At 52.7% G+C, this 14595-nt stretch carries 14 protein-coding genes; 9 read left to right on the top strand and 5 right to left on the bottom strand.

Annotated elements, in window-relative coordinates; all coding sequences use genetic code 11:
* Positions 1 to 192 precede the first annotated feature (192 nt).
* Positions 193 to 843, top strand: a complete 651-nt coding sequence (locus tag BTM36_RS19620) for a BON domain-containing protein (protein ID WP_006465453.1) — start codon at positions 193 to 195, stop codon at positions 841 to 843.
* 710 nt (positions 844 to 1553) lie between these two features.
* Here BTM36_RS19620 and BTM36_RS27960 read toward each other — a convergent pair.
* On the bottom strand, positions 1554 to 1931 hold the full coding sequence (locus BTM36_RS27960) for a hypothetical protein (protein WP_139347208.1): 378 nt from the start codon (positions 1929 to 1931) through the stop codon (positions 1554 to 1556).
* 834 nt (positions 1932 to 2765) lie between these two features.
* Here BTM36_RS27960 and BTM36_RS19615 point away from each other — a divergent pair.
* From BTM36_RS19615 to BTM36_RS27955, 3 genes are all read left to right on the top strand, one after another.
* Complete coding sequence (locus BTM36_RS19615; RefSeq protein ID WP_077237608.1) at positions 2766 to 3488, top strand: Crp/Fnr family transcriptional regulator; 723 nt, start codon at positions 2766 to 2768, stop codon at positions 3486 to 3488.
* Between the two features lie 77 nt (positions 3489 to 3565).
* Complete coding sequence (locus BTM36_RS19610) at positions 3566 to 4006, top strand: hypothetical protein (protein ID WP_039784351.1); 441 nt, start codon at positions 3566 to 3568, stop codon at positions 4004 to 4006.
* A 1007-nt stretch (positions 4007 to 5013) separates the two neighbouring features.
* Complete coding sequence (locus BTM36_RS27955) at positions 5014 to 5646, top strand: sce7726 family protein (RefSeq protein WP_139347207.1); 633 nt, start codon at positions 5014 to 5016, stop codon at positions 5644 to 5646.
* Here BTM36_RS27955 and BTM36_RS19605 read toward each other — a convergent pair.
* From BTM36_RS19605 to BTM36_RS19590, 4 genes are all read right to left on the bottom strand, one after another.
* Positions 5603 to 6676 (bottom strand): beta family protein, encoded by a 1074-nt coding sequence (locus BTM36_RS19605; RefSeq protein ID WP_168189808.1) that lies wholly within the window; start codon positions 6674 to 6676, stop codon positions 5603 to 5605. The two genes, BTM36_RS27955 and BTM36_RS19605, sit on opposite strands and share 44 nt — an antisense overlap.
* Positions 6666 to 7538, bottom strand: coding sequence for an ImmA/IrrE family metallo-endopeptidase (locus tag BTM36_RS19600; protein ID WP_077237606.1), 873 nt, complete (start codon positions 7536 to 7538; stop codon positions 6666 to 6668). The genes BTM36_RS19605 and BTM36_RS19600 overlap by 11 nt, the downstream gene beginning before the upstream one ends.
* The gene (locus tag BTM36_RS19595; protein ID WP_077237605.1) at positions 7535 to 8215 is read right to left on the bottom strand and encodes a hypothetical protein; all 681 of its coding nucleotides are present in this window, start codon (positions 8213 to 8215) and stop codon (positions 7535 to 7537) included. The genes BTM36_RS19600 and BTM36_RS19595 overlap by 4 nt, the downstream gene beginning before the upstream one ends.
* A gap of 461 nt (positions 8216 to 8676) precedes the next feature.
* Entirely contained in the window at positions 8677 to 9633 is a 957-nt protein-coding gene (locus tag BTM36_RS19590) for a site-specific integrase (protein ID WP_254427045.1), read from the bottom strand.
* A gap of 200 nt (positions 9634 to 9833) precedes the next feature.
* On the opposite strand from BTM36_RS19590, the gene dusA reads away from it, so the two are divergent.
* From dusA to BTM36_RS19565, 5 genes are all read left to right on the top strand, one after another.
* Positions 9834 to 10835, top strand: coding sequence for a tRNA dihydrouridine(20/20a) synthase DusA (gene dusA / locus BTM36_RS19585; protein ID WP_139347206.1), 1002 nt, complete (start codon positions 9834 to 9836; stop codon positions 10833 to 10835).
* 66 nt (positions 10836 to 10901) lie between these two features.
* Positions 10902 to 12023, top strand: a complete 1122-nt coding sequence (gene ribBA / locus BTM36_RS19580; RefSeq protein ID WP_077237603.1) for a bifunctional 3,4-dihydroxy-2-butanone-4-phosphate synthase/GTP cyclohydrolase II — start codon at positions 10902 to 10904, stop codon at positions 12021 to 12023.
* A gap of 81 nt (positions 12024 to 12104) precedes the next feature.
* A complete protein-coding gene (gene ribH, locus BTM36_RS19575; protein WP_006465461.1) occupies positions 12105 to 12590 on the top strand; it encodes a 6,7-dimethyl-8-ribityllumazine synthase in 486 nt (161 codons plus the stop codon).
* Positions 12591 to 12704: 114 nt separating this feature from the next.
* Positions 12705 to 13175, top strand: coding sequence for a transcription antitermination factor NusB (nusB, locus tag BTM36_RS19570; protein ID WP_039877107.1), 471 nt, complete (start codon positions 12705 to 12707; stop codon positions 13173 to 13175).
* A gap of 149 nt (positions 13176 to 13324) precedes the next feature.
* On the top strand, positions 13325 to 14512 hold the full coding sequence (locus BTM36_RS19565; RefSeq protein WP_006465463.1) for a pyridoxal phosphate-dependent aminotransferase: 1188 nt from the start codon (positions 13325 to 13327) through the stop codon (positions 14510 to 14512).
* Positions 14513 to 14595: the final 83 nt, after the last annotated feature.

Genomic DNA, 14595 nt, shown 5'->3' with positions numbered 1-14595 from the left:
TAGTCGTAAAACTGGTCATAAGACTATCCTCTATTTTAAGAGAGTCTTCGTGTCCTGAGATTCAAGGGGCTATTCCACAAATCGACACCGTTCCAATTTAAATTCCTACGCATCTAGAGTCTGTTCGATAACGAACAGAAATCCTTAAGGCTAGAGACCAGAATCAATGTTCATATTTCAAAAGGAGATCTTATGAAATCCGATGCGCAAATTCAGGAGGCCGTATACGAAGAACTGAAGTGGGATCCCTCTGTTATCGCAACCGATATAGGAGTCGAGGTTTCAACTGGCATCGTGACTCTTTTCGGTCATGTTGGGAGCCACTCTGAAAAGGTAGCAGCAGAGCGCGCTGCACAGCGGGTTATAGGTGTTAAGGGTGTCGCCATTGCAATAGCCGTAAAGCTACCTCTTTCCAGTCACCGTGAAGACGCCGATATTGCACGTACGGCGTCTAATGTGCTTTCGTGGTCTACTTATGTGCCCTATGACAACCTTCAGGTATTGGTTGAGCACGGTTGGATTACTTTAACTGGAGAGGTTAGATGGGATTTTGAGCGGCGCGGAGCAGTTTCTGCAGTACGGGATCTTATGGGAGTTGTAGGCGTCATTAGTCACATTCGAATCAGGGAAGCGGTATCGGTAGCATCCCTCAAGCATGAAATAGAAGCCACTCTAAAACGACGTGCTCATGATGAAGCAAAAGCTATTTCTGTCGATGTTAGTGGATCGGAGGTAGTGTTAACAGGGTCTGTACATAATTTGGCGGAACGAGACCTGGTCACTAATGCAGTTTGGGGAACGCCTGGAGTATGCAATGTTATCGATCGGCTTTCTGTAACTTAAAAATCTATGGTCAGATATCGATCCCCAAGAATCGAGATCAAGAAGAATTTTTTGGATTAGTTGCACGCGAGAGAGTTCTCTTGTGAAAATCTTTTACTCCGCACTTACAACTACCTAGTCATTAATAGGCTATCTAGTTGTTATCAATTTTCACTACCCCCGAGTCCTGAGCGAAGGGTATTTTCAATTACAGGCGACATATTAGGATGATCGCTAATCAGAAAAACAAGGAATAGATGCGATGCATTGTTAAATACAAGCTATACCATGAACCCTATGTATCAATTTTGGAGTTCACCAGTGACGTTATTGATGCTGAACAAGTGATTGCGGAATTAACCACATCTCTAAGGCCAGAAGTTATATTTGAGTATCCTGCCCCAAAGAACGCATCAGCAACCGAAGCCGAGCTTTCCTATGAGCGCCTAAAAAATGCGGTGGATTCTATTCATTCTGAGTACGGCGTACAAAGCTGGTCATATCAACTATTCCAGTAATCGATATGCTTGTGCAGCAGAGATCGGAATTATGAGGTCCGTTGGTGCCCTAGAATAAATTTCAACCCGCCAAATTGGCGTCAGCAGCCCCCTAGTTAATCCAGGCCCCAACTTATCGAAGCAGCCGCTGGTAAAAATCAAGCGGCGTTACGGAGTAATCATACTTTCGTTGGCGTGAGGGATATGGTGGACTGAAGATTGACCAAGCCAAGGTCACAGGCTATTTTTCGCCGGCAGAGAGTCGCTGCATTTTTTTGAAACAGGGTATAGATCCCCATTCCACACTGCGGATTTTTCATCGAAGTTCGCCACTAGCTGACCATGACTTGACGCAATGTCACGTATAAATTGTGCAATAGCCTGGCGGCAAATTTGAATCCTAAGATTCTCCTCTGACGGCACGAAGCAAATACGAAATTCACCTATCAAACGTGCGCTGCCGAGGCCGCTCGTCACTTCTAGGCACATATGAGAGCCCGTTTTAAGCAAAACGAAGCCAGCTTCATGATGCGGCGGATAATCAAAGTAAAAACGTAAGTCGACGTCAGATGATTTAGGATCCGGTTTAGCTTTGATCAACATAATTCCCATGATTTCCTCCGACAGGATGTGAAGGCGAACAATGTCTTGAAGGAATGCTTAGAGTTTAGCCCGGATGATCGAAACTAAAATATTTACGAATGATTAGCATTTCATTCGTTCTTGAATTGCGCCTCAAAGAGCTTTAAATGTCACGACACAGCTCCACGCTCGAGCAGCGATGTGCATTTTTATCGAATATGCCGCAGCCTATCTGCCCAGTCTGTGCGGTCTCATACAGAGAAAAATAAAATCTAAATTATTAAGAAATTCTATATGTTCGGTAACGAACAGTAAGAGTAATTTTTGTCAGCTACATTTCAAATGTCGCACTAGCTGCGATGCCCCCCCCTCCAGTGAAAACTGGACTTAAGCCCTCTGAGCCCACCCCCAAAAGCATCTCTGCTCAGAGGGCTATTTTTCCCTTCTGCTTGCCAGATGGAGATACTGATGCCATTTTATGAAACGTCCCGAAGTGATTCGAATTTTCTCTTTCAACTTCGATACTCTAAAAATGCGAGGGGATGGTCATTAAATCGGATGCAGATAATCAAAGATTATGAGACGCTTTACTCGCAGGTTCTCGAAGAGAATTATTCCAGAACAGAAGCTCTCGCCATTGCATATGGGATTAATAGATGTGAATCTTTTGTCAGGGCAATTTCGGTTCGCAAGGTGTGAGTTGGCTACATACAATCAAACTCGACGGCGTTTGCAGCTATCGTCTTGGCAACCTGTTTTGCTAAACGCCCCACAATGTTCGATATAGAACATATAGAAATTCTTCTGTTCGTACTGCTCTAGGGTATAAGAGCTCCAATGATCCCTAAACTGACTGAATTTCCTATGCCCAGCTCGGAATTACCTCAAAAGAACCGTTTGCTGGCAGCTCTAACTCCAGATGTATTCCAACGCATCCAGCCCCAACTGGAGTGGGTCTCCCTTCCCTTAGCCACAGTTCTGTATGAGTCGGGGGATAAGCTCCAGCATGTCTACTTTCCCACTGACTCGATAGTGTCCTTGCTTTATGTCATGGAAAATGGTGCCTCTGCGGAGATTTCTGTGGTGGGCAATGACGGCTTTGTGGGTATCGCCATATTGATGGGAGGAGAAAGTACCCCTAGCAGAGCGGTCGTACAAAGCGGCGGCGGGGCCTATCGCCTGTCCGCTAGGAGATTCAAGGAAGAATTTCACCAGAACATTCAATTTCTTCATCTCATGTTGCGTTACAGTCAGGCACTTTTGACCCAGATGGCCCAGACTGCAGTTTGCAATCGACACCACTCCATTGATCAGCAGTTGTGTCGATGGTTACTGCTTTCACTGGACCGTCTCTCGGGAAATCAACTGATCATGACGCAAGAGCTTATTGCCAATATGTTGGGGGTACGACGGGAAGGCGTAACCGAAGCGGCCGGAAAACTACAAAAAGATGGTGTGATCGAATACAGCAGAGGACATTTGACCGTACTTAAACGACAGAGATTGGAAGAGCTTTGCTGCGAGTGCTATGCAGTTGTTAGAGACGAGACAAATCGTCTTTTCCCGTATACGTGCTTTGACAAATAATCCAAGTTTTATAGGATCTTCGTTGCGTCTTACCATCGACGTCAATGTTTCATCTTTAATTCTATGAATGGGAAGGAATGCTAGCCGATACAGAAATTGTTAAAGCCAGAATCACTCAATCAGAGGTGGAGGCCGCCGCCTTAAAGATCCATCAAATTTTAAGTGCCCCGTTCTCGGACTTATCGTTTGGGGAAATTGTGTTTTTACCTGGCACCGAAAAATATGACCTGATAATGAAAGGATACTTCGGCATGATTAATGTTAGATTTTCCTTCGGCCGTACAAGGATAGGGGGACGTATTCGTTATGCAGGACAATATCGGTTTCTGTTTGTTGAACCGGACGGGGCTCAAAGAACACTGACAAGCTTCAAGTTTGATTCCATAGGAAGGGTATTGGATTTTGTGGAACTACCTAATCTTCTGAAGTTGAATCCAGAAAATAGCGGCCATGCCAAGTCCTTAATTTTGAACAAGGTAATTGGAGAGTGGGTTCGGTCAATTCCCTCGCTCAGATAAAGCAGCTTTTTGATTTTCTCGCAAACTCCCTCTTTCCATTTATTGGCGAAGAGCCAGGCCAGATGGCGACGTTCTAACAGATCACAAGGTTTAGTTCGATGCGATCGAGGCCAAGCTGCCCTATCGGCGGCAGATGCCCAATAACAAGAGGATCAACCATTACGGGTTACCTCCCGACTGATCGGGGAAATTGAATGGTTCAAATTCCTGGCGATAACTCGCACTCGGCGCTTGCTTCAACGCAGACTCTACCTCCTTCGACTTGCCACCGCGCGACACATGCCCGTACAGAAATTCCCGCATATGACAATTGATGATCCGCGCAAGCACTTCCCAACCATCGCGTGCCCTCAAGAGGCGGCATAGATCAGTTGCCTAACGCTGCATTAGCCCTCTGGCCAATAATGGTAAGGCTTGTCTTCAATGGTGATGAACGAGCGGCTCATCATTTCCTCGCTAGCTTGCACATGGCGCACTGCTACCCCCGCTCTGACGGGCGGAAACAGAAATTTTCCTAACGCGCGGGAACGCCGCCCTGATGGTTCCTATGCCTTCAGAGGCTGCGCGTGGATGGCAGGAGGAAGCTTGGAGTAATTGTAATAAATGCAATTATTTTGTCTTTTTTAGCCCGGCGCGCGCGGTTGCCCCCACCCCGCGCCTGCCCGCTACATAGGTCGGTTTTGACTCAATTTGCGTTAGGGTCCAAAGCCCGGCCCAGCTTGGTCTTACACACCGAAGGACGGGTATCAAATCTGACGCGTTTTGACGCACCCAGAAGGCATTTCTACCAGGTGGAGGCCCATTTTTACCAGCGAGTGCTTGAAGTCTCTCATGGACCGAAAATGAGCCCATGTTCGAGAACATGGGCTCTCTATGAATCGGAGCGGTGGGTCATGTTTCCGGCTCCCTTTTCGAGGAATGACAAATCGTATTCGCTGTTTGAGTTTCCATTTTTTTTGGGATAATTCGGAAAAGCGAAACTCGAACCCCTAGCTCATACCTCGATCATGACTCTTGCCGTCAAATTTAGCGAAGATGTACAGCAAGCGCAGCCTTGCTTGGATGACAAGACCATTCGGCAGGCGCTGATTCAGAAAATTTCTGGAACACGTCCCCGGGCCATTATTGAAGAGTTGCATGTCCATCGCGGCGACGCCATAGCAGATGTCGTGTCAATTCACTCCGAAGCCCATTGTTACGAGATCAAGGGGGCGACAGATAACATCAATCGAATCCTGGAACAGGGAAAGTACTACGATTTGGTTTTCCCTAAAGTGTCTCTTGTTACTACTGAGAACCATTTGGAGCGGGCGCTGCGTCTAGCCCCTGTCCACTGGGGAATCTTGTTGGCGTATCCAACGAAGCGTGGAGTAAAAATAAAACATATCCGTGCTTCTATGCGAAATAAGCTTTTTGATAAACAGCTGGCATTATTGACACTTTGGCGCTCTGAATTGGCGGAGGTCGCTGTGCCTCTTACGCAACAAAAAACGGCTCGTATGAGCCGTGCAAGTTTGAGCGAGCTTATTGCGGCCAAGCTGAGCCAAGAATCACTGATGAAGAACATCGGTGAGAAATTGGCGGCAAGAACCACCGCTAAATTGGATAGTCTAGACTCATGTACGTTATGTGCGTGCTAATGGTGGGTTTCAGTATGCTTGAGGGCGTTACCTGTTTTCCGATAGATAGACTCTTCTCTATTAAATACACTTCTCCAAATGAATAGGTCGCATGTCTGAAGAAAGGACGTGCGACTAAAATAGCTGCCATTTCATCGTATTGACGATTGCCGGCCTCATGTTTTGCTAAGGGGATGCCGCGCGTAATGTGATGAACTCCCGCATATGTATAGATAATCCGCGGTGCCATAACGTTACGCATGGATTCGCCTGGGATGTTCACTTCGGAGTAATAGGGGCTAACGATTGTGTAGTCGCCCAGGTGTAGAGATGGATGTTTTATTTCCGCCGCGATTTTGGAATATATCTGCAATTCGGTTCGTCGATGTTCTACGGTGGAATCTGTCTTTAGGACTTCTGCAATAGATGCAGGGATTGACGAGCCCGTAACAATCACCTTCCTAAGGTGATAGAAATTCAATGCCTCTTTGATGAACTTTATCAGTTGATCGGCACGTTCGTCTGTATCAATTCCAGCGCATAAGCGGTTATCGAGGACAAGATCCCATTCCGTGAAGAGGTTTTTTCCTTCATCAAATAGCGCCTCGATATCGGCAGAGACAAGATCGTAATCCTCAAAATCTTCTGGTTGGATGCGAAGAGCAACGCCAGACGATTTTATTAGACTATTGCGCTTCCCTATGAACACAGCTTGATTATGTTCTCTTTTACGGTCAATGCCGATGACCGGAATAAATCGTGTGTCTTTGAAAGCTTCAATGACATGATAATAGCTATCTCGCCCATTGATCAGTATGTCACTTGAGACGTCCAAGTTGTCCAGGTAAAACTCCGAAAGAGAATCGAGATGCGTACTTGTGGATTTTGCCGCCCTGAGAATTTTGGCTTCTAATTTGGCTGGAGCTTCTTTTTTCTCTTTCGGGATATCAAAAAATGGGGTGATCCGCTTTAGGATCGCCAGATCGAGGACCTTGAGCGCACCAACTTCGCTGTCTTTGAGTTTGAGAAAAGGAACATAATTATTCTTCACGGAGATATACCTCTCTTATGCTGACTGCGGAAACAAGATCACGAAACAAAGAGTAATTTCCTAGCGCCCGCTGTAGGCGGCCTGCCACAATGGCAGGATGCACACCGAACTTCTTTGCTGCAGCCACAATGTCGCCCTCATCAACGCGACCGTAGCGTAAATCACTGCCGGCCCAATCATGACGTGAAATGAGCGCATCTGAAGCTCGTCGATCTGCTTGCTTCTCAAAGAGATCGGTAGGTTCGTCGTCTAAGTCGTCCACAATCGGCTCGGCAAGACGTGCGTAATGTAATGAGACATGTGCGAGCTCATGCATGAGCGTGAACCAGAAATTATCGAGCCGGTCATGACGAAGACTTAATGCGACGACGGGTGTCCCATCTTCCAAGCGAAACGCGGCACCATCGATTTTCATTCCTGGAATCGACGGCTCGATAGCCAATACGATCCCTTTTTCCAAAAGCAAATCGGGCAGCTTTCTCAGTGTGGCAACATCTACACTTAGCCGTGCGAGTTGAGTCATGTCGTCAAGCGACAGTTCTTTGAATGGCTTTTTGGCGGGCAGTAGCGCTAGTGCAGATTTCGCTTGAACACGGCATTTGGCTAGCCAGTAAATCGCAAGTGCGTCTTTGGCATCACTGGCTTTTCTGAACAATGCACGTTGTTCTGGCAAAGCAGACTTGTACTCACGCGTGAGCATGCTTATCTTTTCGGTCTCAGAGGCACCTTTTATTTTGGGCAGCTGGCGAGCTAGTAGCTGTGCGGACTTATAGATTTCAAAGAACTCTCTTGCCGATACGCTACCATGCGCGCTTGGGGGGAAATCATCGAAGTATTCGTCAGGCTTCAGATCACTCATCATTGCCCCGCTAGTAATTTGGCATCAGGCTCCTCCATCTCATAATAAGAGAGGGGAGGTTGGTCTGAGGGGGGGTGAGGTTTCATGCCCAGCTTTTGGTAATACGCGACAGCGCGCTCAATCGCTTGAAGCGAGAATCCGTAGCGGAGTTTGAGTACATCGTGCGCGTATTTGGATGCGCAGCGGATAAGGAGGGTTGCGACCGAACGGAAGCGACGAGCTTCCATTGGGTTCTCACGATTCCAAGGTGCTGTCGCAATGAACTCAATATAGAAAATATCGCCGGTATTTAGGATGCTTTTCTTTGGATGGCGAATCACGCAAGCGCCTTGAGGCTCATTGTTGGCGGTGAGGAAAAACCACCGAAACTCATCAGTTCTCATCGCCGCACTTTTGATCATCCACTCCCAGTGATCATCGTCGATTTGGATTTGATCGAGAACAGTCTCGCGGTCTGCCTCTGCAACATTCTTGTCGATGAATGCCATTAGTTTGACGTTGAAATCACGCCAGAGCTTGTCGCAGGTAAAACCTAACTGGATATTGCAGCCCTCTCGAATCTCATAGTCCACGAGAGTGCCATCAGTAGATTGCAGACGGCCAGTGCTGATTATGTCAGCTGAGCCAAGCTGTAATGGAGCATTCCCCAGCAAGGCGCGAACTTTGTCCCATACGTCCATATGCCCCTTTTATCTTGTTGTGTGGCAAAACGCTTACATTCCGCCCCCGGCGGAAACTTTCAATTTGCTGACATTTTATACGGCGCTAAATCAAGTTTGCAAATTGACATCGATAGTTGGGCAATATCTCTGTTGATCTGGTCGCAGGAATCTCTTGCGAAAATAGGGGGGGGGGCTCTGGACTGACGGCGGACACCCCCTTGCAGGTTAATGCCCTGGGGGATGAGGTTCTGTCAAAATAATTAGGACAGTTCTCGCTTTCTTGCGGGGGAATTTTGGGCCCAAGTGCGTGCAAATCCGCGAATTTGCGCACTGTATGCACAACGAGTGGCCCGCATCGGATAAGGCTCTGCCGCACGCTGCCAACGTGCACTTTTGACTCACAATCCGTTGGAGCGCACGCTATGCGAAGCAAGGGGAGGCGGCGTTGCTGAGGGTAATTACGATTCGCTCTGTCATCATCATCCCAAGGGTGGGCTACGATGTAGATCTTTAGCTCGAATCTGCGTATATCTCGCGAGCATTTTCCAATCCCTGTGCCCAGATACCAGAGCGACCTGCTCAATGCTGTAACCCTGCTCGAAGAGGCGTGATACTCCCTCATGCCTTAAGTCGTGAAACCTTAAATCTTCGATCCCAAGTGATTTGCAAGCACGTGGAAAGAGGCTGCTTACCGTTCCCTCTGTGACGGGGAAAATCCGTTCTTCCTTGTCCATCTTTGGTTGTCGCTTGATGATCGCGAAAGCATCGCCTAGGAGTGGCACCTCTTGATCATTCCCAATCTTAGCGCGAGGGTGCTTTCGATTTCTGATTATGATGGTCCGATCCTCTTCGTTCAGGTCGGCCCATTTAAGGTTGATGATCTCGCTCAAGCGCATGGCTGTGTCGACTGCAAATGCAATAAGATCGGACATGGGTACCTTTTGCCGGACCTTAACCGCAAACCAAGTACTGATGTTGCCCAGTTCTATCTTCGTTGGCCGCCTAGTGCGCTCTTTTGACCTGGTCGACAGGCCGATGTGATCCATATAGGCTCGCGCTTGGGCGATTGCATCCAGATTGACCGGCCAGCGCCAGATGTTCCTTGCTGCCCTGAGGACGCTGCTTAGATATGTCAGGTCAATGGCAATCGTCACGCCGCCTGCACCGGCACCCTTTCGTTCCTTTACGTAATCGATTAGTGCGTCCCCTGTCAGTTCCGGCATGGTCAGCTTGCCGAGGTAGCGTTTCAAGGTTGCCAATACTGCCTTTTTGTTTTTGCCCAACGGTTTAACCTGGGTCTGCTCCTCTACATAGCGGTCAATAGCGGAGCCGAGTGTCTTGTCTGCTATGATACGGACGTCCTGAAATTTGAGCGCCCGCATGTCGGCTTCCTGCCGCGAAGCCCAATCTTGTGCCTGCGCCTTTGTGTCGAACATCTCGCTCTGCGCGGGAAATCCCTTCCTCCGAATCCTCGCACGCCAACGCTTGCCAATTTTCTGGAATGTCGCCATCTGTTTTTTGTCCAATTTTTGTCCAATGGCGAATGATAAACCATTTATTTTCGTGAAATATCGTGAAGTCTGAAGTGGTCAATAAGGCGGCGGAAAGCCGCGTCAGTGCTGGAAATAGCCCGAGTTTGCCGCCTCGAACAATTTCGGTTGCCCCCATGATGGACTGGACCGACCGCCACTGTCGCGTCTTCCACCGCCAGATCACGCGCCATACCTGGCTCTACACCGAGATGGTGACCACCGGTGCGCTGCTGCACGGGGATGTGCCGCGCCATCTCGATTTCGATGAGCAGGAGCATCCTGTCGCCCTGCAACTGGGTGGCAGCGAGCCGGCCGACCTGGCGCACAGTGCGAAACTGGGCGAGCAATGGGGGTATGACGAGATCAACCTGAACTGCGGCTGCCCCTCCGAGCGCGTGCAGAAGGGGGCGTTCGGCGCCTGTCTGATGGGCGAGCCGGCGCTGGTCGCCGATTGCGTCAAGGCCATGCGCGATGCGGTGTCGATTGATGTGACGGTAAAGCATCGCATCGGCATCGATCAGGTCGAGTCCTACGACTTCGTGCGTGACTTCGTTGGACAGATTGCCGATGCCGGTTGCAAGACCTTCATCGTGCATGCCCGCAATGCCATCCTCAAGGGGCTGAGCCCCAAGGAAAACCGCGAGATCCCGCCACTGAAGTATCACTACGCCTACCAGCTCAAGAAGGATTTTCCGGAGCTGGAAATCCTCATCAATGGCGGCATCAAGACCTTGCCCGAGATCGATGAGCATCTCCTGCATGTGGACGGCGTCATGCTGGGCCGCGAGGCGTATCACAATCCCTACCTGATGGCGGCTTTCGATGCCCGCTACTACGGCGATCTGGAGGGTGGCCTCCAGCCCAGCCGGGCTGAGGTGATCGAAGCGATGTTGCCGTATATCAAGCGTCAGCTGGAACTGCACGGCGACAATGGCCGCGGCCTGCGCCTCAACAGCATCACCCGCCACATGCTGGGTCTGCTGACCGGCGTGCCCGGCGCGCGCGCCTTCCGCCAGACCCTGTCGGACTCCAAACGCCTGGCGCTGGGGGACCCGGCGCTGTTGCTGGAAGCCCTGCAGCGTCCCCAGGCCGCACAGGCCGCGTAATTGCGCAACGGAGGAGGCCCGCAATCCTTTAAAATAGCGGGTTCCAATTGGGAAAAGAGCTCGAATATGCCACTTGCTACAACCGAAGAAATCGTCGCCGAACTCCGTGCCGGTCGCATGGTGATCCTGGTCGATGAAGAAGACCGTGAAAACGAAGGTGACCTGGTGCTGGCCACCGACTTCGTGACGCCCGAAGCCATCAATTTCATGGTCACGCATGCGCGTGGCCTGGTCTGCCTGACGCTGACCGAAGAGCACGTGGATCAGCTCGACCTGCCGCTCATGGCCACCCGCAACGGCACGGCCTACGGCACCAATTTCACCGTTTCCATCGAAGCCGCCGAAGGCGTCACCACCGGCATCTCCGCCGCCGACCGCGCGCGTACCATCCAGGTGGCCGCCTCCAAGGGCGCCAAGCCCTCCGATCTGGTGCAGCCGGGGCATATCTTCCCCTTGCGCGCCCAGAAGGGTGGCGTGCTCATGCGCGCCGGCCATACCGAAGCCGGTTGCGATCTGACGGCCATGGCTGGACTCACGCCGGCGTCGGTGATCTGCGAAATCCTGAAGGAAGACGGCACCATGGCCCGTCTGCCGGACCTGCTGGATTTTGCCGAGAAGCACAAACTGAAGATCGGTACCATCGCCGACCTGATCCATTACCGCAGCCGTAACGAGAGCATCATCGAACGCGTGGCCGAGCGCGAGATGCAGACCGCCCATGGTACGTTCAAGGCCATCGCCTATCGTGACACGCCCTCTGGTGGCGCTCACCTGGCGCTGGTGCGTGGCGACATCCAACCGGGCCAGGAGACCCTGGTGCGCGTGCATCAGCCGGTATCCATCCTGGACCTGCTGGAAGCTGGCGTGACCACTCACTCGTGGAACCTGGCTTCGGCCATGAAGGCGGTGCAGGAAGCGCCGTCCGGCGTGATCGTGCTGCTCAACTGCGAAGAATCGGCGCAGCAGATGTTCGACCAGTTCGGCGCCCTGAACAAGGTCGGTACCCCCGAGGCGGCCAAGCCGACCCGTGCCGACCGCATGGACCTGCGTACCTACGGCATCGGCGCCCAGATCCTCAAGGATATCGGCGTGTGCAAGATGAAGCTGCTGGCCAGCCCGCGCAAGATGCCGTCGATGGCCGGCTTCCAGCTGGAAGTCACGGGCTACCAGACCCGTGATGGCGCCTGAACAGGGTGCCGGACCACACCCGCACTACGCGCTTACGGCATTACGCAATTACGCAAGTCAACCAATCGAGAAGGAACAGCCATGACCATCGGAACCTATGAACCAGACTTCAATGGCGAAAGCTTGCGCATCGGCATCGTGCAGGCGCGCTTCAATGAAGACGTCTGCCACGGCCTGCTGGCCGCTTGCCTGGCCGAGCTGAAGCACCTGGGCGTGGCCGACGAGGATATCCTGCACGTGACCGTGCCGGGTGCGCTGGAAATCCCGCTGGCACTGCAGAAGATGGCCGAGACCGAACAGTTCGACGCCCTGATCGCGCTGGGCGCGGTCATCCGCGGCGAGACCTATCACTTCGAACTGGTCTCCAATGAATCCGGCGCCGGCATCACCCGCATCGGCCTGGACTTCGGTCTGCCCATCGCCAATGCGGTGCTCACCACCGAAAACGACGAGCAGGCCGAGGTCCGCATGGCCGAGAAGGGCGCCGATGCCGCGCGTGTGGCGGTGGAAATGGCCAACCTGTCCATCGTCCTGGAAGAACTCGGCCAGGCCACCGAAGAAGAATAAGTCCCTCCCGCCGTGCCGCTTGCAGCGCAGGCGGCACGGCAGTGCCGCCGCCTGTCATCGGGCGGCACTCGCATTCATCAGTTTCAGTCATTCAAGGCCCCGGCCGCATTCATCATGTCGAACAAATCTCAACACGCCAATTCGAACAAGAACCGCACTCCGCGTCACCGCGCCCGCGAATTCGCGTTGCAGGGCTTGTACCAGTGGCTGCTCAACCACGAGCATGCGGGCGCCATCGAAGCCCACATCCGCGAAGCCCACGGTTTCGACAAGGCCGACGCCGAGCATTTCGATGCGCTCCTCACCGGTGCCATCCGCGATGCCGAGAAGCTGCGCGCCGGCCTCTCGCCGCTGATCGACCGTCCCATCAAGGAATTGTCGCCGGTGGAACACGCAGCCCTGCTGATCGGTGCCTACGAGCTGCAGAACCACATCGAGATCCCCTACAAGGTGGTCATCAACGAAGCGGTCGAGCTGACCAAGTCCTTCGGCGGCATCGATGGTCACAAGTACGTCAACGGCGTGCTGGACCGTTTCGCGGCCCAGACGCGTGCTACTGAAGTGGAAGCCGCTGGCCGTCGCTGAATCGTCGTTGCGCCGTCGTTGCGCCGTCGCTGAACCGGATAGGACTCGCCTTTGTGGTGAGCCTGCGGGCTGGCCTTCATCGACCCGCGTTTGCTCCTGTTTTGCCCCCCTTTTGTCACTGTTGTGTGTTCGTTGTCGGGAATTAGTGCATGAACCTGAATCAACTGGCTGCACGTCTGCAGCACATCGCCCCCTTCCATGTGATGGAATTGTCCAAGAAGGCGGCCGTTCTGGAGCAGCAGGGACGCCACCTGATCCACATGGGCATCGGCGAGCCTGACTTCACGGCCCCGCCTGCCGTCGTGGAGGCGGCGACCCGCGCCATGGCCGAGGGCAAGATGCAGTACACCTCGGCGACCGGCCTGCCGGCCTTGCGCACGGCGATCTCGCAGCACTATCGCCAGGTCTATGGCCTGGACATCGCGCCGGAGCGTATCGTCATCACCGCGGGTGCCTCTGCGGCGCTGTTGCTGGCCTGTGCGGCGCTGGTGGACCGTGGCAGCGAAGTGCTGATGCCGGACCCCAGCTATCCTTGCAATCGCCATTTCGTGGCCGCCTTCGAAGGCCAGGCCCGGCTCATTGCCAGCGGCCCGGAACACCGTTTCCAGTTGTCGGCCCAGATGGTGCGTGAGCACTGGAGCGAGGCTACCCGGGGCGTGCTGCTGGCGTCGCCATCCAACCCCACCGGGACCTCGATTCTTCCCGATGAACTACGTGCCATCGTCGGCGAAGTCCGGCAGCGTGGGGGCTTTACCATCGTCGATGAAATCTACCAGGGCCTGTCCTACGAGGGCGAGCCGTTCTCGGCGCTGTCGTTGGGCGATGACGTGGTGGTCATCAACAGCTTCTCCAAGTATTTCAACATGACCGGATGGCGCCTGGGTTGGCTGGTATTGCCGCCGACGCTGGTGCCGCAGATCGAGAAGCTGGCGCAGAACCTGTTGATCTGTGCCTCGTCGATCGCGCAGCATGCGGCGGTGGCCTGCTTCACGCCGGAAACCATCGCGATCTATGAAGAGCGCAAGGCCGAATTCAAGCGTCGTCGCGACTACATCGTGCCGGCACTGGAAAGCCTGGGATTCACCGTACCGGTGGTGCCGGACGGCGCCTTCTATGTCTATGCCGACTGCAGCGCGTTGTCTGATGATGCCGACCAGTTGAGCCTGGAGATGCTCAACGAAGCCGGCGTGGTGCTGGTGCCTGGCCTGGATTTCGGTCCCTTCACGGCGCGTCGTTATATCCGCCTGTCCTATGCCACGTCGATGGAAAACCTGCAGGAGGCGGTAGCGCGTCTGCGCGTATTCTTCGCGCAGCGTCAAAAGGAAAAGGCCGCCTGAGCCGGGAGCCTGGCAGCGGCCATAAAAAAAGGAGCCCGAGGGCTCCTTTTTTGCGTTCTGAATACCGGTAATATCCAAATCGC

Origin of the sequence: Herbaspirillum sp. VT-16-41, from assembly GCF_001994935.1 — a bacterium.
Taxonomy (GTDB): Bacteria; Pseudomonadota; Gammaproteobacteria; order Burkholderiales; family Burkholderiaceae_D; genus Herbaspirillum; species Herbaspirillum frisingense.
Note: the sequence above shows the minus strand (reverse complement) of the source record. Positions and strands in the feature narration are given on the sequence as shown.

What these genes read in the sequence shown, in the direction of transcription:
- BTM36_RS19620 (WP_006465453.1), top strand. Translation starts at nt 193, where the DNA reads ATGAAATCCGATGCGCAAATTCAGGAGGCCGTATACGAAGAACTGAAG.
- BTM36_RS27960 (WP_139347208.1), bottom strand. Translation starts at nt 1,931, where the DNA reads ATGGGAATTATGTTGATCAAAGCTAAACCGGATCCTAAATCATCTGAC.
- BTM36_RS19615 (WP_077237608.1), top strand. Translation starts at nt 2,766, where the DNA reads ATGCCCAGCTCGGAATTACCTCAAAAGAACCGTTTGCTGGCAGCTCTA.
- BTM36_RS19610 (WP_039784351.1), top strand. Translation starts at nt 3,566, where the DNA reads ATGCTAGCCGATACAGAAATTGTTAAAGCCAGAATCACTCAATCAGAG.
- BTM36_RS27955 (WP_139347207.1), top strand. Translation starts at nt 5,014, where the DNA reads ATGACTCTTGCCGTCAAATTTAGCGAAGATGTACAGCAAGCGCAGCCT.
- BTM36_RS19600 (WP_077237606.1), bottom strand. Translation starts at nt 7,538, where the DNA reads ATGATGAGTGATCTGAAGCCTGACGAATACTTCGATGATTTCCCCCCA.
- BTM36_RS19595 (WP_077237605.1), bottom strand. Translation starts at nt 8,215, where the DNA reads ATGGACGTATGGGACAAAGTTCGCGCCTTGCTGGGGAATGCTCCATTA.
- BTM36_RS19590 (WP_254427045.1), bottom strand. Translation starts at nt 9,633, where the DNA reads ATGTTCGACACAAAGGCGCAGGCACAAGATTGGGCTTCGCGGCAGGAA.
- ribBA (WP_077237603.1), top strand. Translation starts at nt 10,902, where the DNA reads ATGCCACTTGCTACAACCGAAGAAATCGTCGCCGAACTCCGTGCCGGT.
- ribH (WP_006465461.1), top strand. Translation starts at nt 12,105, where the DNA reads ATGACCATCGGAACCTATGAACCAGACTTCAATGGCGAAAGCTTGCGC.
- nusB (WP_039877107.1), top strand. Translation starts at nt 12,705, where the DNA reads ATGTCGAACAAATCTCAACACGCCAATTCGAACAAGAACCGCACTCCG.
- BTM36_RS19565 (WP_006465463.1), top strand. Translation starts at nt 13,325, where the DNA reads ATGAACCTGAATCAACTGGCTGCACGTCTGCAGCACATCGCCCCCTTC.